General features: G+C 63.4%; 15 protein-coding genes. 11 read left to right on the plus strand and 4 right to left on the minus strand.

Annotated features, from left to right (window positions below; genetic code table 11):
• The first annotated feature begins 17 nt into the window (after window positions 1–17).
• Both LOY22_RS21390 and LOY22_RS21395 read left to right on the plus strand, forming a co-directional pair.
• Window positions 18–926 (plus strand): LysR family transcriptional regulator, encoded by a 909-nt coding sequence (locus LOY22_RS21390; RefSeq protein WP_045197516.1) that lies wholly within the window; start codon window positions 18–20, stop codon window positions 924–926.
• Between the two features lie 71 nt (window positions 927–997).
• The gene (locus LOY22_RS21395) at window positions 998–1,171 is read left to right on the plus strand and encodes a hypothetical protein (protein WP_176794223.1); all 174 of its coding nucleotides are present in this window, start codon (window positions 998–1,000) and stop codon (window positions 1,169–1,171) included.
• On the opposite strand, the gene LOY22_RS21400 is transcribed toward LOY22_RS21395, so the two are convergent.
• Entirely contained in the window at window positions 1,164–2,042 is an 879-nt protein-coding gene (locus LOY22_RS21400; RefSeq protein ID WP_258594732.1) for a helix-turn-helix domain-containing protein, read from the minus strand. The two genes, LOY22_RS21395 and LOY22_RS21400, sit on opposite strands and share 8 nt — an antisense overlap.
• A gap of 168 nt (window positions 2,043–2,210) precedes the next feature.
• On the opposite strand from LOY22_RS21400, the gene pobA reads away from it, so the two are divergent.
• Both pobA and LOY22_RS21410 read left to right on the plus strand, forming a co-directional pair.
• Window positions 2,211–3,404, plus strand: coding sequence for a 4-hydroxybenzoate 3-monooxygenase (pobA, locus tag LOY22_RS21405; RefSeq protein WP_093379954.1), 1,194 nt, complete (start codon window positions 2,211–2,213; stop codon window positions 3,402–3,404).
• 78 nt (window positions 3,405–3,482) lie between these two features.
• Window positions 3,483–4,940 carry an MDR family MFS transporter gene (locus tag LOY22_RS21410; RefSeq protein ID WP_408980929.1) on the plus strand — a complete coding sequence of 486 codons (1,458 nt, stop codon included), beginning with the start codon at window positions 3,483–3,485 and terminating at the stop codon, window positions 4,938–4,940.
• A gap of 49 nt (window positions 4,941–4,989) precedes the next feature.
• On the opposite strand, the gene LOY22_RS21415 is transcribed toward LOY22_RS21410, so the two are convergent.
• Complete coding sequence (locus LOY22_RS21415; protein ID WP_045197509.1) at window positions 4,990–5,622, minus strand: TetR family transcriptional regulator; 633 nt, start codon at window positions 5,620–5,622, stop codon at window positions 4,990–4,992.
• Window positions 5,623–5,881: 259 nt separating this feature from the next.
• On the opposite strand from LOY22_RS21415, the gene LOY22_RS21420 reads away from it, so the two are divergent.
• From LOY22_RS21420 to LOY22_RS21435, 4 genes are all read left to right on the plus strand, one after another.
• On the plus strand, window positions 5,882–7,033 hold the full coding sequence (locus tag LOY22_RS21420) for an efflux RND transporter periplasmic adaptor subunit (RefSeq protein ID WP_093379951.1): 1,152 nt from the start codon (window positions 5,882–5,884) through the stop codon (window positions 7,031–7,033).
• A gap of 3 nt (window positions 7,034–7,036) precedes the next feature.
• A complete protein-coding gene (locus LOY22_RS21425) occupies window positions 7,037–10,189 on the plus strand; it encodes an efflux RND transporter permease subunit (RefSeq protein WP_045197505.1) in 3,153 nt (1,050 codons plus the stop codon).
• Entirely contained in the window at window positions 10,186–11,640 is a 1,455-nt protein-coding gene (locus tag LOY22_RS21430) for an AdeC/AdeK/OprM family multidrug efflux complex outer membrane factor (protein ID WP_045197503.1), read from the plus strand. The genes LOY22_RS21425 and LOY22_RS21430 overlap by 4 nt, the downstream gene beginning before the upstream one ends.
• Window positions 11,641–12,665: 1,025 nt before the next feature.
• On the plus strand, window positions 12,666–13,913 hold the full coding sequence (locus tag LOY22_RS21435) for an OprD family porin (protein WP_408980534.1): 1,248 nt from the start codon (window positions 12,666–12,668) through the stop codon (window positions 13,911–13,913).
• Window positions 13,914–13,997: 84 nt separating this feature from the next.
• Here LOY22_RS21435 and LOY22_RS21440 read toward each other — a convergent pair whose 3' ends face one another.
• On the minus strand, window positions 13,998–14,903 hold the full coding sequence (locus LOY22_RS21440) for a TauD/TfdA family dioxygenase (protein ID WP_093379944.1): 906 nt from the start codon (window positions 14,901–14,903) through the stop codon (window positions 13,998–14,000).
• 182 nt (window positions 14,904–15,085) lie between these two features.
• Between LOY22_RS21440 and LOY22_RS21445 the strand changes: the two genes are divergently transcribed.
• Complete coding sequence (locus LOY22_RS21445) at window positions 15,086–16,012, plus strand: LysR family transcriptional regulator (RefSeq protein ID WP_093379941.1); 927 nt, start codon at window positions 15,086–15,088, stop codon at window positions 16,010–16,012.
• On the opposite strand, the gene LOY22_RS21450 is transcribed toward LOY22_RS21445, so the two are convergent.
• A complete protein-coding gene (locus tag LOY22_RS21450; RefSeq protein ID WP_093379938.1) occupies window positions 15,969–17,015 on the minus strand; it encodes an ABC transporter substrate-binding protein in 1,047 nt (348 codons plus the stop codon). The two genes, LOY22_RS21445 and LOY22_RS21450, sit on opposite strands and share 44 nt — an antisense overlap.
• Window positions 17,016–17,294: 279 nt before the next feature.
• Between LOY22_RS21450 and LOY22_RS21455 the strand changes: the two genes are divergently transcribed.
• Window positions 17,295–18,890, plus strand: a complete 1,596-nt coding sequence (locus LOY22_RS21455) for an ABC transporter permease (protein ID WP_258594737.1) — start codon at window positions 17,295–17,297, stop codon at window positions 18,888–18,890.
• Window positions 18,887–19,711, plus strand: a complete 825-nt coding sequence (locus LOY22_RS21460; protein ID WP_045197491.1) for an ABC transporter ATP-binding protein — start codon at window positions 18,887–18,889, stop codon at window positions 19,709–19,711. The genes LOY22_RS21455 and LOY22_RS21460 overlap by 4 nt, the downstream gene beginning before the upstream one ends.
• Window position 19,712: the final 1 nt, after the last annotated feature.

Raw genomic sequence — 19,712 nt, forward strand, 5'->3', positions numbered from 1 at the left:
CTGAAAGCGGGCAAATCATGGATCGTCTGACAGCAATGCGGGTCTTCGTCAGCGTGGTCGACCTGGGCAGCCAATCGGCTGCCGCCGACCACCTGGAACTCTCCCGGCCGGTGGTTTCCCGCTACCTGGCCGAGCTTGAGGACTGGGTCGGCGCGCGCCTGATGCAGCGCACCACCAGGCGCCTGAGCCTGACCGCCGCCGGCCAGGAAACCCTGCCGCGCTGCCGGCAGATGCTCGAGCTTGCCGGCGACCTGCAGGCCGCGGTCAGTACCCCCAACGATGCGCCGCGCGGCGAGTTGCGCATCAGCGTCAGCACCTCGTTCGGCCAGGCACAGTTGATGGACGCCGTAGCCGACTACGTCAAACGCTATCCCGGGGTAAAGATCGACCTGCAGATGCTCGACCGCACGGTGAACCTGGTGGATGAGCGCATCGACCTGGCGATCCGCACCAGCAACGACCTGGACCCGAACCTGATCGCCCGGCGCCTGAGCGTATGCCGCTCGGTGATCTGCGCCTCGCCCGCCTACCTGCGCCAGCACCCGGCGCCGCAGCAGGTGCAGGAGCTCAGCCAGCACAACTGCCTGACCCATTCTTACTTCGGTCGCAGCCTGTGGCATTTCGACGTGGCTGGCGAGGTGGTGTCGGTACCGGTGCAAGGCAACATCAGCGCCAACGAAGCCATGACCCTGCAACGGGCGGCGCTGGCTGGCGCCGGTGTGGCCATGCTGCCGACCTACCAGGCTGCCGGCGCCCTGCGCAGTGGCGAGCTGGTTCGCCTGCTGCCCCGGGCCAAGCCGCGCGAGCTGAACCTCAACGCTGTGTACACCTCGCGCAAGCACATGCCGGCGACCCTGCGCAGCATGCTCGACTTTCTCGCCGAGCGCTTTACCGCCGAGCCTATCTGGGACCAGGACCTGCTCTAGACGGGCACACCCGGCCAAGCTGACCTATGCTTTGAATAGCACCTGTAGGTGGTTGGCAGGAGGTGAGCATCATGGGCGTCAAATCCAGAAAATGCGCCGTTATCTGTGCCATGGCCGCTGTGGTCGGCTTGTATGCCACCGCCGCCTGGCGGGTTGAACAGATCCGCAATCAGCCCTACTCCGCCGCCAGTTGCAGCCTGGCGCACTGCGTGCCGCACACCGCGACGCTGAGCGCACTCAAGTAGGTGATTGCCCGGGCTGGTGACGAAAGTCACTGGGCGCCTTGCCGGTCAGGCGGCGGAAGAACCGCGAGAAATACGCAGGGTCGGCAAAGCCCAGGCTGTCGGCCAGTTGCTTGATGCTCAGGCTGGTGTAGATCAGCTCGCGCTTGGCTTCGAGCAACAGGCGTTGATGGATGATCTGCAAGGCCGACTGCCCGGCCAGTTCGCGGCAGATGCTGTTCAGGTGCGCCACCGAAATCCCCACCTCATGGGCCAGCCCCTCGACGCTCGGCTGCTGACGAAACTGCTGCTCGACCAGCGCGTTGAAGCGCTCCAGATACTCACGTCCGCGTGCCACCGCCAGGCCTTGGCCATGACGCTGCAAACATTGGCGACTGATCCACACCACCAACAGGTTTATCAATGAGCGCAACTGCAAATCGCGCCCGGGCAGGTCCCGCTGGTACTCCTGCTGCAAGGCGCTGAACAGGCTGTAGAGATAGTTGCGATCGTCGCCTGCCAGGTAGGTGCCGGCCTGGGCCAGGGCCGCTGGTGCGCCGGCCAGTTGCGTGTGCAGCAGGTTGACCAGCGGCGCCGCCAGCGTCACCACGTAGCCGTCGACATCGCTGGAAAAACGAAAGCCGTGCACGCACAGCGCCGGTACCACCTGGATCGCCGCCTGCTCCAGACGCCGCACCTGGCCTTCGACTTCGATCTCGGCCTGGCCGGCATAAAGGAACAGCAGTTGGCACAGATCGGCGTGCCGATGGGGCTCGATTTCCCAGTCGTGCAAGCGGCTGCGCGCCGGGATCGACTCGCAGTGCAGCAGGTCCGGGGTCGGCCACTGCAACTGTTCGCCATACAGTTTGAATACCGGTATCGACGCCTTGCTCATTGATCAACTGGCTCCAGGGCAATGCCCGATAATCGCACTGATTAGTGAAAAGTCCTGCTTCCTGCGGTTTTTATCCCTTCTTCGCCCGTCTTTCCAAGCGAAAAATGCAAGCACAACAATCATAAGCTGCTTTCGGCCCTGCGCTGAAGCTTGCCTGGGATAACAACCATGAAGACTCAAGTCGCCATTATCGGTGCCGGCCCTGCCGGACTGCTGCTCGGCCAGTTGCTGCACAAGGCCGGGATTGCCAACGTCATCGTCGAGCGCCAGAGCGCCGACTACGTGCTCGGGCGCATCCGTGCCGGGGTGCTGGAACAAGGCATGGTCCAATTGCTGCGCGAAGCCGGCGTCGGTGCGCGCATGGACGCCGAAGGCCTGCCCCACAGCGGTTTTGAACTGGCCTTCGACGGGCGCCGCGAACACATCGACCTCAAGGGCCTGACCGGCGGCAAAGGGGTGATGATCTACGGCCAGACCGAAGTCACCCGTGACCTGATGCAAGCGCGCCAGGCCTGCGGCGCCGTGACCGTCTATCAAGCCGACAACGTCCGGCCCCATGATCTGAAGTCCGAGCACCCTTACCTGACCTTCGAAAAAAACGGCGAAGTGCTTCGCCTGGACTGCGACTACATTGCTGGCTGCGACGGCTACCACGGCATCGCCCGGCAATCGATTCCCGCCGAGGCGCTGAAGATTTTCGAGCGGGTCTACCCGTTCGGCTGGCTCGGCGTGCTGGCCGATACCCCGCCGGTCAGCGACGAACTGGTGTACGCCCGCCACGAGCGCGGCTTCGCCCTGTGCAGCATGCGCTCACCGACACGCACTCGCTATTACGTGCAGGTGGCGGCTGAAGAAAAGGTCGAGGACTGGTCCGATGAGCGCTTCTGGACTGAACTGAAATCGCGCCTGCCCACGGATCTTGCCGAGCGCCTGGTGACCGGCCCGTCAATCGAGAAAAGCATCGCGCCGCTGCGCAGCTTCGTCGTCGAACCCATGCAGTACGGCAAGCTGTTCCTGCTCGGAGACGCCGCGCACATCGTCCCGCCCACCGGCGCCAAGGGCCTGAACCTGGCGGCCAGCGATGTCAGCACCTTGTACAACATCCTGCGCAAGGTCTACGGCGAAGGTCGCACCGATCTGCTCGAGCGCTACTCGCAGATCTGCCTGCGGCGGATCTGGAAAGCCGAACGGTTTTCCTGGTGGATGACCTCCATGCTGCATCGATTCCCGGACAGCGACGCCTTCAGCCAGCGTATCCAGCAAACCGAGCTTGAGTATTACGTGAGCTCCGCAGCCGGTCGCACAACACTGGCAGAAAACTACGTCGGCCTGCCCTACGAGCCAATCGAAGAAGACGCTTAGCAAGCTATCGAGTAGACTGGTCAGCACCTGTTCCCGCAGCGTAACGGCTGCGGGCTTCACCTGCCCCCGAGCTGGCCCGTGACTCAACTGAACACTCCGCAACCGGTGCTGCGCAGCGTGCTCGTCGCGCTGATGCTGGCGATCTTCCTCGGCGCCCTCGACCAGACCATCGTCGCCGTGTCGATGCCGGCGATTTCGGCGCAATTCAACGACGTCGGCCTGCTCGCCTGGGTGATTTCCGGCTACATGGTGGCCATGACCGTAGCGGTGCCGATCTACGGCAAGCTCGGCGACTTGTACGGCCGGCGGCGGATGATTCTTACCGGCACTGCGCTGTTTACCCTGGCGTCGATCTTCTGCGCACTGGCGCAGAACATGGAGCAACTGGTGCTCGCGCGGGTGCTGCAGGGTATCGGCGCCGGCGGCATGGTCTCGGTCAGCCAGGCGATCATCGGCGACTTCGTGCCGCCGCGCGAACGCGGCCGTTACCAGGGCTATTTCAGCAGCATGTACGCCCTGGCCAGTGTCGCCGGGCCGGTGCTGGGCGGAATACTCACCGAATACCTGTCGTGGCGCTGGGTGTTCTGGCTCAACCTGCCGCTGGGCCTGACCGCCTGGTGGGTGACCCGCCGAGCCCTGCGCAGCCTGCAGGTGCCTACACGCAAGGCGCAGGTCGATTACCTCGGCGCCGCGCTGCTGATTCTTGGCCTGGGCAGCCTGCTGCTGGGCATCACCCTGATCGGCCAGGGCCAGCCCTGGGATTCTGCGCAAGTGGCCCGCTTGCTCGGCTGTGCGCTGATCGGCCTGCTGCTGTTCGTACTGCATGAACAGCGAACCGCCGAACCGCTGCTGCCGCTCAAGCTGTTCGCCAATCGCATCGCCACCCTGTGCTGGTGCACGATTTTCTTTACCAGCTTCCAGGCCATCTCGCTGACCATGCTGATGCCGCTGCGCTACCAGAGCATCACCGGTGCCGGCGCCGACAGCGCCGCGTTGCACCTGCTGCCGCTGGCCATCGGCTTGCCCATCGGCGCTTATTGCGGCGGCCGCATGACTTCGCACACAGGGCGCTACAAACCGCAGATTCTCGGCGGCGCGCTGCTGATGCCGTTTGCCATCGTCGGCATGGCCTTCAGCCCGCCGCAGGCAGCCTGGTTCAGTGGCGTGTTCATGTTGTTGACCGGCATTGCCTCGGGCCTGCAGTTCCCCACCTCGCTGGTGGCAACCCAGAGTGCGGTAGAACCGCGAGATATCGGCGTGGCCACCAGTACCACCAACCTGTTCCGCTCACTGGGCGGGGCCATGGGCGTGGCTATCATGTCCACCCTGTTGCTGGCGATGCTGGCCCGGGGCGGCTTGAGCCTGGCCGGCGATGCCCTGCTTGGCAGCCTGCAGGCCGGCGAACCGACCGCGGCAATGCAGGCTGAATTGCTGCTGACCTTTCGCAACCTGCTGCTCGGCAGCGCGGCAGTTTCACTGCTGGGGCTGACGGCGGCGCTGGCCTTGCCTGACAGACAATTGCGCGGCCGCCCGTAAGACCTTATAACTGACGTGGAAACAAATGATCACAAAGCTTCACAAAGTCTCATTTGCGCAAGGCGGGGCTCAAGCGCAGCATATCCAGCCCGGTATCGATCCACTGCTCGGCCTGGTTGAGCAGGTCGAAGCTGTCGGGCAGCAGTAGCCAGCGGCGAATCAGTCCGTCTATATAGGCATAGATGGCCAGCGCTGCGCGCTCTGGGTCCACGTCGGCGGGCAGTTGCCCGCGCTTGACTGCATTGCCCAGCGACAACGCAATATGGGCATGACATTCGATCGTCGAGGCCTGCCGTTGCTGGCGGATCTCGCACATATCATCGGTGAACTCGCATTTGTGATGCAGAATTTCATTGATTCGCCGGGTCTTCGGATCGAGCACCATCTGGTGCATCAAGCGTACCAGCAGCTTGCGCATGCAGCCGAGCGGGTCGAGTTCATCCTCGCTTTCGCTGGCCCGGGCCAGGGCGTCCAGCGGCTCGTGCAGGCTGTCGAGCATGGCCTGCACCAGTTCGGCCTTGTCGTTGAAGTGCCAGTAGATAGCACCGCGGGTCACACCCGCCTCCTTGGCGATATCGGCCAGGGTGGTACGCGCTACCCCGCGCTTGTAGAAGGCCTTTTCCGCAGCTTCGAGAATCTGGGCGCGGGTTTCCTGGGCTTCTTCTTTGGTTCGACGGACCATGGCAGTACAACCTCATCAGGCCCGGGCACGCACGCAGGGTGCCTGGGAGTCGGGCCGGGTCAGCCTCTGCAGGCTGTTACCGGCTGTATTAATTTGGGGGCTCGCATTGGCTGAACACGTCGCCTGCGAGGTATTTACAAACAACCATGAATGTAAGTATATTCCTTAGCAAGCTATTTATCCACTCGACAGCATTTTTTATAGCGCACCCTTTCCATTATTCTTGAGCGTCTTCAGCTCTTGCGACCCGAGGATCTTCATGCAATTCAAGCCAGCTGTTACCGCTCTGGTTTCCGCCGTCGCCCTGGCAACACTGCTCAGCGGCTGTAAAAAGGAAGAGGCGGCGCCTGCGGCGCAAGCTCCTCAGGTCGGCGTCGTAACCCTGCAAACCCAGGCCTATACCCTGACATCCGACCTCCCCGGCCGTACCACTGCGTACCGCATCGCCGAGGTTCGCCCGCAGGTCAACGGCATCATTCTCAAACGTCTGTTCAAGGAAGGCAGCGAGGTCAAAGACGGCCAGCAGCTGTACCAGATCGACCCGTCGGTGTACGAGGCGACCCTGAACAGCGCCCAGGCCAACCTGCAATCGACCCGTTCGCTGTCCGAGCGTTACAAGCAGCTGGTCAACGAACAGGCTGTCAGCCGCCAGGAATACGACGACGCCCAAGCCAAACGTTTGCAGGCTGAAGCCTCGCTGCGCAGTGCCCAGATCGACCTGCGCTACACCAAGGTCCTGGCGCCCATCAGCGGCCGTATCGGCCGCTCTTCGGTAACCGAAGGCGCGCTGGTCAACAACGGCCAGGCCGAAGCCATGGCCGTTATCCAGCAGCTCGACCCGATCTATGTCGACGTCACCCAGTCCTCGGCCGAGCTGCTCAAACTGCGCCGCGAGCTGGAAAGCGGCCAGTTGCAGAAGGTCGGCGACAACGCCGCCAAGGTCACCCTGACCCTGGAAGACGGCAGCACCTACGCCAAGGAAGGTCGCCTGGAGTTCTCCGAAGTCTCGGTTGACCAGACCACCGGCTCCGTGACCCTGCGCGCCGTGTTCCCCAACCCCGAGCACAACCTGCTGCCGGGCATGTTCGTGCATGCGCGCCTGGCTGCCGGGGTCAACAGCGCCGCCATCCTCGCGCCACAGCAAGGCGTGACCCGCGACCTCAAGGGCCAGCCGACCGCGTTGATCGTCAACAAGGACAACAAGGTCGAGTTGCGTCAGCTCAAGGCCAGCCGTACCGTCGGTAGCGACTGGCTGATCGAGGAAGGCCTGAACCCGGGCGACCGCCTGATCACCGAAGGCCTGCAGTTCGTCAAGCCGGGCGTCGAGGTCAAGGTCAGCGAAGCCACCAACGTCAAGCCTGCCCAGCCAACCCAGGCCAATGCAACGACTGCAGGGGCCAAAGGGGAGTAAACCATGTCGAGATTCTTTATCGATCGCCCGATCTTTGCCTGGGTGATCGCCTTGGTGATCATGCTGGTCGGCGCCTTGTCGATCCTCAAGTTGCCGATCAACCAGTACCCGAGCATCGCGCCGCCGGCCATCGCCATCGCCGTGACCTACCCGGGCGCTTCGGCGCAGACCGTGCAGGACACCGTGGTGCAGGTGATCGAGCAGCAGCTCAACGGTATCGACAACCTGCGTTATGTGTCGTCGGAAAGTAACTCCGACGGCAGCATGACCATTACCGCGACCTTCGAGCAGGGTACCAACCCCGATACCGCGCAGGTCCAGGTGCAGAACAAGCTCAACCTGGCCACCCCGCTGCTGCCGCAAGAAGTGCAGCAACAGGGTATCCGCGTGACCAAGGCGGTGAAGAACTTCCTGCTGGTGATCGGCCTGGTGTCCGAAGACGGCAGCATGTCCAAGGACGACCTGGCCAACTACATCGTCTCCAACATGCAGGACCCGATCTCGCGCACTGCCGGTGTCGGTGACTTCCAGGTATTCGGTGCGCAGTACGCCATGCGTATCTGGCTCGATCCGGCCAAGCTGAACAAGTATCAGCTGACTCCGGTCGACGTGCGTACCGCCGTGGCCGCGCAGAACGTCCAGGTGTCCTCCGGCCAGCTCGGCGGCCTGCCTGCCCTGCCGGGTACCCAGCTGAACGCCACGATCATCGGCAAGACCCGCCTGCAGACCGCCGAGCAGTTCGAGAAGATCCTGCTCAAGGTCAACCGTGACGGCTCCCAGGTGCGCCTGAGCGATGTCGCCAAGGTCGGCCTGGGTGGTGAAAACTACGCAATCAGCGCCCAGTTCAACGGCAAGCCGGCCTCTGGCCTTGCGGTGAAACTGGCCACCGGCGCCAACGCCCTGGATACCGCCAAGGCCCTGCGCCAGACCATCACCGACCTGGAACCGTTCTTCCCGGAAGGCATGAAGGCGGTGTTCCCGTATGACACCACGCCAGTGGTGACCGAGTCGATCAGCGGGGTAATCCACACCCTGATCGAAGCGATCGTGCTGGTGTTCCTGGTGATGTACCTGTTCCTGCAGAACTTCCGCGCCACCATCATCACCACCATGACCGTACCGGTGGTATTGCTGGGTACGTTCGGGATTCTTGCGGCGTTCGATTTCAGCATCAACACCCTGACCATGTTCGGCATGGTACTGGCCATCGGCTTGCTGGTGGACGATGCCATCGTCGTGGTGGAGAACGTCGAGCGGGTAATGTCCGAAGAAGGGCTATCACCCAAGGAAGCGACCAAGAAGTCCATGGGACAGATCCAGGGCGCCCTGGTCGGTATCGCCCTGGTGCTGTCGGCGGTACTGCTGCCCATGGCCTTCTTCGGCGGCTCCACCGGTGTGATTTATAAACAGTTCTCCATCACTATCGTCTCGGCCATGGCCCTGTCGGTACTGGTGGCACTGATCTTCACCCCGGCACTGTGCGCGACCATGCTCAAGCCGATTGCCAAGGGCGAGCACCACGTTGCCAAGCGCGGCTTCTTCGGCTGGTTCAACCGCAACTTCGACCGCAGCGTGCGCAGCTACGAGCGCGGCGTCGGCAACATGCTGCGGCACAAGGCCCCGTACCTGCTGGCCTACCTGCTGATCGTGGTCGGCATGATCTGGCTGTTCACCCGCATTCCGACGGCGTTCCTGCCTGAAGAAGACCAGGGCGTACTGTTTGCCCAGGTGCAGACCCCGGCCGGTTCCAGCGCCGAGCGCACCCAGGTGGTGATCGACGAGATGCGCAGCTACCTGCTCGACAAGGAAGCCGATACCGTTGCCTCGGTGTTCACCGTCAACGGCTTCAACTTCGCCGGTCGCGGCCAGAGCTCGGGCATGGCCTTCATCATGCTCAAGCCATGGGGCGAACGTTCGGCCGAGAACAACGTGTTCAACCTGGCCAACCGTGCCCAGCAGCACTTCTTCAGCTTCCGCGACGCGATGGTGTTCGCCTTTGCCCCGCCTGCGGTACTGGAGCTGGGTAACGCCACCGGTTTCGACGTGTTCCTGCAAGACCGTGCCGGTGTCGGCCACGAAAAACTGATGCAAGCGCGTAACCAGTTCCTCGGCATGGCTGCGCAAAGCAAGATCCTCTCGGCAGTGCGCCCGAACGGCCTGAACGATGAACCGCAGTACCAGCTGACCGTCGACGACGAGCGCGCCAGTGCCCTGGGCGTGACCATCGCCGACATCAACAACACCCTGTCGATTGCCCTGGGTGCCAGCTACGTCAACGACTTCATCGACCGCGGCCGGGTCAAGAAGGTCTACATCCAGGGTGAAGCCGGTGCACGGATGAGCCCGGAAGACCTGCAGAAGTGGTTCGTGCGCAACGCCGCCGGCGAGATGGTGCCGTTCTCCTCCTTCGCCAAGGGCGAGTGGATCTACGGTGCACCGAAGCTGTCGCGTTACAACGGTGTCGAAGCCATGGAAATCCTCGGTGCACCAGCCCCTGGCTACAGTACCGGTGAAGCCATGCTTGAGGTCGAGCGCCTGGCCGCGCAACTGCCGGCGGGTATCGGTTACTCATGGACGGGCCTGTCGTACGAGGAGCGGCTGTCCGGCTCCCAGGCGCCAGCGCTGTACGCCCTGTCGCTGCTGATGGTGTTCCTCTGTCTGGCAGCGCTGTATGAAAGCTGGTCGATCCCGATCGCGGTCATGCTCGTGGTACCGCTGGGGATCATCGGTGCGCTGCTGGCCACCAGCCTGCGCGGGTTGTCCAACGACGTGTATTTCCAGGTGGGTCTGTTGACCACCATCGGCCTGGCGGCGAAGAACGCGATCCTGATCGTCGAATTCGCCAAAGAGCTGCACGAGCAGGGCCGCAGCCTGATCGACGCGGCCATCGAAGCCTGCCGGATGCGTCTGCGGCCGATCATCATGACCTCGCTGGCGTTCATCCTCGGCGTGGTACCGTTGGCCATTTCCAGCGGTGCAGGCTCGGGTAGCCAGCATGCGATCGGTACCGGGGTGATCGGCGGCATGATCACCGCCACGGTACTGGCGATCTTCTGGGTGCCATTGTTCTTCGTAAGTGTGTCGTCGCTGTTCGGTAGCAAGAAGCCCGAAGAGGACGCCACCCCTGAAACTCCACGCTATGAGGCCGGGCAATGAGTAAGTCCCTGTTGTCCCTGGCAGTAACCGCTTTCATTCTTGGCGGCTGCTCGCTGATCCCTGACTACCAGACCCCGGAATCGCCGGTGGCCGCGCAGTGGCCGCAAGGCCCTGCCTACTCGCCGACCGAGTCGGCCGAGGTGGCCGCCGCCGAACAGGGCTGGCGTCAGTTCTTCCATGACCCGGCGCTGCAGCAATTGATCCAGACCGCGCTGGTCAACAACCGCGACCTCAAGGTCGCGGCGCTGAACATCGATGCCTACCGTGCGCAATACCGCATCCAGCGTGCCGACCTGTTCCCGGCGGTTTCGGCCAATGGCAGCGGCAGCCGCCAGCGGATGCCGGCGAACATGTCGCAAACCGGCGAATCGGGCATCACCAGCCAGTACTCGGCGACCCTCGGGGTCAGCGCCTATGAGCTGGACCTGTTCGGCCGGGTGCGCAGCCTGACCGAACAACAGCTGGAGAACTACCTGTCCAGCGAAGAAGCCCGGCGCTCGACGCAGATCAGCCTGGTGGCCAGTGTGGCCAACGCCTACTTCACCTGGCAGGCCGACCAGGCACTGCTCAAGCTGACCGAAGACACCCTCAAGACCTACGAGGAAAGCTATCAGCTGACCGCGCGTAGCAATGAAGTGGGGGTGGCCTCGGCTCTGGACCTGAGCCAGGCACGCACCTCGGTTGAGGGCGCGCGGGTCAAGCTGGCGCAGTTCCAGCGCCAGGTTGCTCAGGACCTCAACAGCCTGACCGTGCTGCTCGGCACCGGCGTGCCGGCCAACCTGCCGACCGCGCAGAAGCTCGACAGCGACCTGCTGGCCGAAGTGCCGGCGGGCCTGCCGTCCGACCTGCTGCAACGCCGGCCAGACATCCAGGAAGCCGAACACCTGCTCAAGGCCGCCAATGCCAACATTGGCGCCGCCCGCGCAGCGTTCTTCCCGAGCATCAGCCTGACCGCCAATGCCGGCACCCTGAGCCCGGACATGGGCGGCCTGTTCAAGGGTGGTTCGGGCACCTGGCTGTTCCAGCCGCAGATCAACCTGCCGATCTTCAACGCCGGTGCCCTGCGCGCCAGCCTCGACTACTCGAAGATCCAGAAGGACATCAACGTCGCGAAATACGAGAAAACCATCCAGACCGCCTTCCAGGAAGTCTCCGATGGCCTCGCCGCGCGCCAGACCTTCAACCAGCAGTTGCAGGCCCAGCGTGATCTGGTTGCCGCCAACCAGGACTACTACCGCCTGGCCGAGCGTCGCTACCGCATCGGTATCGACAGCAACCTGACCTTCCTCGACGCCCAGCGTCAGCTGTTCAACACCCAGCAGTCGTTGATCAGCGATCGCCTGTCGCAGCTGGTCAGCGAGGTCAACCTGTACAAGGCCCTCGGTGGCGGCTGGTACGAGCAGACCGGTCAGGCGCAGCAGCAGGCAGCGGTCCAGACGCCGAAAGGCTGAGTCCCTGTGCTGTAGAAGAGCCCACCCTTGGCGGTGGGCTTTTTATTATGGTTATTTGGGGAGTTCCGGGTGTAGGGTTTAGATGTGGGTTTGCGAGCTTATCCATTCGTTGTGGCGCTGCTGCTTGCCCCTTCCGCCTTTACGGCGGCCTACTTTTCTCTTGGGAAGAAGTAGGCAAAACCGCTTGCTCCTGCATACGGCCCTACGCTGCGCTTCGGGTCCCCTCGCTACGGCACCTTCCGGGGCATCGCGGCCTACGACTTGCTGCGCCAAGTCTACATCTCGCGTCTTCGGCTGCCGCCGAAGGTGCTGCGCACCGCCCCTACAGGCACCTACGCTCGGCCTCCTGAAGTCGCTTTTCGCGGCGCCTGGAAGTACGTGCATGAAGATCAAGACCAAAACCAAAACCAAGCAAGTCGTTCCTAGCTTTGGCTTCAGTATGACCGCGCCAGAATATGATTTCGCAGATACGCCAGTGCAGGCACCGCCCGTAACTTCGCGACTTCAGGAGGCTGAGCGTAGGTGTCTGGAGGGGGCTGGTGCGCAGCACCCTTCGGCCTGAGCCGAAGTCGCGAGACGTAGACTTGGCGCAGCAAGTCGTAGGCCGCGATGCCCCTGGAAGGCACCGTAGCGAAGGAACCCGGAGCGCAGCGTAGGGCCGTATGCTGGAGCGAGCGGTTTTGGTTCCTTTTGCCAAGAACAAAAGGGACCCGCCGTAAGGGCGGAAGGGGCCGGCAGCCGCGCCACATCAAATGGATAAGCTTGCAAACCCAACCACAAAAATCATAGATCTCAGGATTGCATGAAGAGCCTTTTGTAACCCCGGGCCAAGGAATTAACCAAACAGTTACCGTTCGATTATCGCCCAATTCCGCCCGTAACGAATTGATTCATCCCCGCCCTCCGCCGCACCATCGCTTCGCAGCTTTTCCAAAGCGTATCCCCAAAGATCGTAGCCCGGCCTGTGACCTCCAAGCGTCGCAGCGGATGGCTTCGGCTTACATAAAAACAAGAGACAACTGACGATGACCACACCCGCACGACACCTGCTTCCCGGCTTGCTGGCCATGACTTGCGCCCTGCCCGCCCTCGCGGCCGAAGGCGGCTTTGTCGAGGACGCCAAGGCCAGCCTCAACCTGCGCAACTTTTACATCAACCGCAACTTCGTCGACCCGGCCAACCCCCAGGGCAAGGGCGAGGAATGGACCCAGAGTTTCATCCTCGACGCCCGCTCCGGCTTTACTCAGGGCCTGGTCGGTTTTGGCGTGGATGTATTGGGCCTGTACTCGGTCAAGCTCGATGGCGGCAAGGGCACGGCGGGTACCCACCTGCTGCCGGTGCACGATGATGGCCGCCCGGCCGACGACTTCGGCCGCCTGGGGGTGGCGCTGAAGGCGAAGATCTCCAACACTGAGCTTAAGGTTGGCGAATGGATGCCGGTGCTGCCGATCCTGCGTTCCGACGACGGCCGCTCGCTGCCGCAGACCTTCCGTGGCGGCCAGCTCACCTCGCAGGAAATCGCCGGCCTGACCCTGTATGCCGGGCAGTTTCGCGGCAACAGCCCGCGTAACGATGCGAGCATGGAAGACATGTCGATGAACGGCCGCGCGGCCTTCACCTCCGACCGTTTCAACTTTGCCGGTGGCGAATACAGCTTCAACGACAAGCGCACGATGATCGGTTTGTGGAACGCCGAGCTCAAGGACATCTACAACCAGCAGTACCTCAACCTGGTGCACAGCCAGCCGCTGGGCGACTGGACCCTGGGCGCCAACCTCGGCTACTTCATCGGCAAGGAAGACGGCGCCGAACGCGCAGGCAAACTGGACAACCGCACTGCCTCGGCAATGCTCTCGGCCAAGTACGGCGCCAGTACCTTCTATGTCGGCCTGCAGAAAGTCAGCGGCGACGATGCCTGGATGCGGGTCAATGGCACCAGTGGTGGCACCCTGGCCAACGACAGCTACAACTCAAGCTTCGACAACGCCCAGGAGCGCTCCTGGCAGTTGCGTCACGACTACAACTTCGCCGCCCTCGGCGTGCCCGGGCTGACCCTGATGAACCGCTACATCAGCGGCGACAACGTGCATACCGGCGCCATCAGCGATGGCAAGGAATGGGCGCGGGAATCGGAGCTGGCTTATGTAATCCAGTCCGGGACCTTGAAGAGCCTGTCGCTGAAATGGCGCAACTCGACCATGCGCCGGGACTACAGCACCAACGCCTTTGACGAGAACCGGCTGATCATCAGTTATCCGATCGGTATTCTCTGAATCTGCTGCTACGCCAGTTCCCACAGGTATTTGGGACACCTGTGGGAGCGGCGGTGCGACGACTCGACTTGACCCGCGATGGCTTCAAGCCCCGCGAGTCGTGCGGCTGCGCTGCCCGGCAACCCCCACCGGCACATCGCCCTGCAAAGTCACCCGGCGCACCACCCGGCCCTGGGTGCCATAGTCGTCCACTGCGTAATGCTGGGTCGCGCGGTTGTCCCAGATCGCTACGTCACCGGCCTGCCAGCGCCAGCGTACGGTGTTTTCCAACCGGGTGACATGGCTTTGCAGCAGGTTGAACAAGTGCGCCGAGTCGCTCTGCGAGTAGCCCTTGATGCGTTTGACGAAGTGCCCCAGCAGCAGGTTTTTCTCGCCGCTGACCGGGTGCACGCGCACTACTGGATGCTCGGTTTCGTACACCGTCGAGGTGAAGACCTTGCGGTAGTTTTCCAGCTGCTCAAGGCTCACGTTGGGTTTGGCGGCGGCGTAGTCGTACTCGTTGCTGTGCACCGCCCAGAGCTGGTCCGCCAAGGCCTGCAGCTCAGCGGAAAGGTCCTGGTAAGCCGTGGCGGTGTTAGCCCAGACGGTATCGCCGCCGGATTCGGGTGCCACCACCGAGCGCAGGATCGACGCCTTGGGGTAGGCATCGACGAAAGTCACGTCGGTGTGCCAGGAATTGGCCCGGCGCCCTTCGCCACCATCAAGCTCAAGCAGGTAGCGGGTGCCTTCGCGCACCGGCACGGTCGGGTGGGCGATCGGCTCGCCGAGCAGGTGCGCGAAGGCCTCCTGCCCCTGGTCATCAAGGTGGGTCTGGGCGCGGAAGAACACCACCTTGTACTGCACCAGCGCAGCCTGGATGGCCTCGATCACGGCCGGTTCAAGGTCGGCGCTCAACTGGACGCCACGAATCTCGGCACCGATGCGCCCGGCCACCGGGTGAATCTCCAGGGTATGGGTGACAGGTACTACGGCGCGTGCGGCATTGCTCATGGTTTGACCCTCATCTGGCTAGGTTGCGCTAAGTGCCGATGAAAGCTCTGCTCTATTAATATGCAAATAAGCTCTAACAAATAAGCAGATGCTTCATTGACGGAATAAGAGCTTGCATTTAAAACCTGAGCCTGCGCGGCGGCAAATACCTTCGCCGTATTTTTGGAATGCCGGGAAAGCATATGGATCTTCGCCAACTGCGTTACTTCATCGCCCTCACCGAACACCGCAGTTTTGTCCGCGCCGCCGATGCCATGGGCATCACCCAACCGGCTTTCAGCCGCAGCATCCAGGGCCTGGAACAAGAGTTTGGCTGCGTGCTGATCGATCGCGGCAACAAGGACCTGCGCCCCACCCCCGAAGGCCAGGTGGTGCTGCAACACGCCCTGCGCCTGGTGCAAGGCGCGGCTCAGCTCAACAGCGAGGTGCAGCAGATGACCAAGCTCGATGCCGGCGAGCTGCGCTTTGGCTGCGGCCCGGCGCCGGCAGTGCACCTGGTGCCGCAGGCGGTGGCGCGCTTTCTCGCCGCCCACCCTAAGGTGCGCACCTGCTTCGACGTGGATAACTGGGAAAAACTCAGCCGCGCGCTAAACCGTGAAGAGATCGAATTCTTCGTCGCCGATATCCGCCACTTCGAGGCCGACCCGAACTTCCAGACCCAAGCGCTGAGCCCGCGCCGCGGCCTGTTCTTCTGCCGCCCGGGGCACCCGCTGCTGGCCAAGGACAGCCTGTCGACCAACGACATGTTCGACTACCCGCTGGCCACCACCCTGATCCCGCCGGGGGTGCGCAAGCTGCTGGCCAACCTCAGCGGCAAGACCGACTTCGCCCCACAGGTGCAAACCGAGCACCTGCCGACCCTGGTGAAAATCGTGCTGGGTACCGATGCCATTGGCATCGGCACCGAAGAAGCCTTTGCCGAGGACATCGACCACGGCCGCCTGGTGCGCCTGCACTGGCGCAACCTGCCGGCCAACCTTGATAGCCTCAACGCCCGCTGCGGCATCGTCAGCCGCAGCGGATACCGCCTCTCGCCCGCCGCCCGGGCAATGATCGAAACCCTGGTCAGCCTCGATCGGCAGCCAGAGGTGCAGGTGCTGGCCGGATAGCCTGCGGTGCCAGCCACTGATCGACCTTGAACCCTTTGCGGATCAGCCGCTGCTCGGCGGCCAGGTCCACTGACGCCTGCAACTTGCTCAGGAAGTCGGCATCCAGGGTCGAGGGGAAGATCTTGCTCAGTTGCTCATCCTGCAAGTCTTGCTGGAGGATCGCCGGCGGGTAGCTGGCCAGCCCCGAAACCAGCTGGATATAAGCGTCCTTGTTGTCGTCCTGGGTCAGCCAGTGCACGGCCTGCTGCTGGGCGGCCAGCAGTTTTTCCACCAGTTCGGGATGCTCGTCGACAAAGCGCCCGGAGCCCACCAGCACCGCCTGGACATTGCCGGCGCCGCCCAGGTCGCGGGTATTCAACGGCAGCTCGGCCAGGCCGCGTTGCTTGAGGGCGCTGATGCCGGTCGAGCCCCAAGTGGCGTCGATCTGCCTGGCGGCCAGGGCGGCAATCGCCGCGTTGAAATCCAGGTTGATGACCTTCAGGTCCTTCTCGCTCAGGCCCTGGCTGGCCAGGGCGGCGTCGAACGACAGCTGGGTGGCGGTGCCGCGGAACACCGCCACGCGCTTGCCCTTGAGGTCTTGCAGGGTCTTGATGTTGCTGCCCGGCGCCACCCCCAGGTAGTGCTTGATGCCGCGCCCGGTGGCGGCCAGCAGGCGGGTGTCGAGGCCATTGGCCTTGCCGATGATCGCCGCCAGGTCGCCAAGGTAGGCGAAGTCGACCTGGCCGTTGGCAAAGGCCTCGTTGATCACCGGACCGGCGCCCTTGAAGTAGTTCCATTGAATGTGGATGCCATCGGCGGCGAAGGCTTTTTCCAGCAGTTGCTGGTCGCGCAGCACGTCGGTCACACCGCCACCGGAATGCTGGGTGCCGGCGCTCAGGTCAGGCACGGCGATGCGGATTTCCTTGACCTCGCCAGCCAGGGCCAGCGGCGGCAGCCAGCCGACCACCGCGGCCAGGGCGGGAACGGCAAACAGGTTGAACACACGGTTGATCGACAGGTTCATGGCACGCGACTCCTGGTAATGGTGCGCCCACGCTACCGACAACCCGAACCATTAAATAAATACTAATAAATTACATTTTAATAACCTGTAAGCATAAATACCGCAGCACGTGCCTTGCAGCGTGCCATGCATCAGACACAAGAAAAATATGCTTCGAATGCATTGGCTGCGGGATATGGCAGCGGCTTTAAATGCAGGTTCTTATCACCTAAACGCATTGAAACTCACAGAATAATTCAATTTAAGAATAAGCAAATAGCCAATGTGCGGAGGTTTTCCATGGCCCGAGCTTCACTTTCCAGCCTGCCACTGGCAAGCCCCTCAGGCCGGACGCGACGGTTCGGCGGCCTGCCCCTGCGCCGCCTGCAAGCCTGGTATCTGCCGCTGTCATTGGCCGCCCTGTGGTGGCTGGCCAGTCGCAACCAGTGGATGAGCGAACAGATACTGCCAGCGCCGAGCCTGGTCTGGCAGAGCGGCCTGGAACTGGCCCAGGGCGAGCTGTGGACACACCTGGCGATCAGCCTGCAACGCCTGGCCCTGGGCCTGCTGCTGGGGGTTGCCAGTGGCGCCTTGCTCGGCGCCTGGCTGGGGTTCAGCCGTCGCGTTGAACGCCTGGTGCTGCCGACCTTCAATGCCCTGGCGCAGATCCCGACCCTGGCCTGGGTGCCGCTGTTCATGGTGCTGTTCGGTATCGGCGAGGTGCTCAAGCTGGTGGTGCTGGTCAAGGCGATCATCGTCCCGGTGACCCTGCACACCCTGGTCGGCGTGCGCGATGCCCAGCCACGCCTGCGCGAAGCGGCGACGGTACTGCGCCTGCCGCCGCACCTGTTGATCAGCCGGCTGATTTTTCCGGCGGCCCTGCCGGCCTTTCTCGCCGGCGTGCGCCTGGCCCTGGCCACAGGCTGGACTTCATTGCTGGCGGTAGAGCTGCTGGCCTCCAGTGAAGGCATCGGCTACCTGATGGTCTGGGCCCGGCAGCTGTTCATGCTCGATATCGTCTTCGTCTGCATCCTGGTCATCGGCCTGCTGGGTTTTGTCATGGACCGTGGCTTGGCTTGGCTCGACCGGCGCCTGGTGCACTGGCCGCACCCGCCCAGCGCCGAGCTGCGGGTGTCGCGCTTGCAAGGTGGCCAGCGCCTGCAGGCGTTGCTGCTACCGTTGGCGCTGCTGGTGCTGTGGCAACTGGCCAATCAGCTGGACTGGGTCGACACGCAGATCCTGGTCGCCCCGCTGCAGGTCTTGCAGACCACCTGGGACGGCCTGCTTGACGGCTCGCTCAGCGGCGCACTGGCCATCAGTGTCGGCCGGGCACTGGGCGGTTTGCTGCTCGGCGGTGGCCTGGGCTTCGCCCTGGGCCTGTGGCTGGGGCTGTCGACGCCTGCCGAACGCCTGCTCGGGCCCAGCCTGGCCGGCTTGCGGCAGATCGCAATCTTCGCCTGGGTGCCGCTGCTGACCGCCTGGTTCGGCCTTGGTGAACTGGCCAAGTGGGTGTTCGTTGGCCTGGCGGCGTTCTTCCCGCTGTTCATTGCCACCCAGCGGGCGGTGGCCAGCCGTTCGCCACAGCTGGAGGAAGCCGCCCGCGTACTGCACCTCGATCTGCCCCAGCGCTTGCGCCGGCTGGTGCTGCCGGGCGCGGCGCCGGGGATTTTCGCCGGCCTGCGCATCAGCCTGATCTACGCCTGGCTGGGCACCATCGGCGCCGAGTATTTCATGCCTTCGGGCGGCGGTATCGGCAGCTTGATGATCGGCGCCCAGCAACTGCTGCGCATGGACATCATCATGGCCGGGATGCTCCTGGTCGGCCTCACCGGCGCCCTGCTGGGCGCCCTCGGACAACACCTCGAATTGCGCGCCACGCGCTGGAGACGAGCATGAACGCCATCGCCCCTGCCCTGGTCAGTTTCAATCAGGTCGGCAAACACTTCGCCGTTGCTGGCGGCGAGCTGGAAGCCATCCGCGACTTCAACCTGCAGATCGCCGACGGTGAATTCGTCGCCATCGTCGGCGCCAGCGGCTGCGGCAAATCCACCCTGCTGCGCCTGCTGATCGGCCTGGACAACGACTACCAGGGGCAGATCCTGATCGATGGCAAGCCGCTCGATGGCATCGGCAGCGAACGCGGCATCGTCTTTCAGGAGCACCGGCTGTTCCCCTGGCTAACCGTTTCGCAAAACATCGCCCTGGGCCTGGTCAACGACCCCTTGAACAACGAGCAGCGCCAGCAACGCATCAACCAGTACATCGCCCTGGTGGGCCTTGAGGACTTCAGCCAGGCCTACCCGCACCAGCTGTCCGGTGGCATGGCCCAGCGCGTGGCGATTGCCCGCGGCCTGGTGGCCAGCCCGCGCATTCTTCTGCTCGATGAACCCTTCGGCGCCCTCGACGCGCTGACCCGCCAGCAGATGCAGGACGAGCTGCTGGCGATTCGCGAGCGCGCGCGCATCACCACCCTGCTGGTGACCCACGATGTCGAGGAAGCGCTGTTTCTTGCCGACCGCGTGGTGGTGCTGGAGCCGCGCCCGGGGCGGATCAAGCGCATCGTCGAGATCGACCTGGCGCACCCGCGCCAACGCGCAAGCCTGGCCTTCCACCGCCTGCGCGAAGACCTGCTGCACGAACTGACCGCCGACGCGCGCTACCTGCCACCGGCGCAGGAACAGATCCGCGACCTGCCCTTGACCTACCTTGCCTACTGAG

Source organism: Pseudomonas sp. B21-035 (assembly GCF_024748945.1).
Classification (GTDB): Bacteria; Pseudomonadota; Gammaproteobacteria; order Pseudomonadales; family Pseudomonadaceae; genus Aquipseudomonas.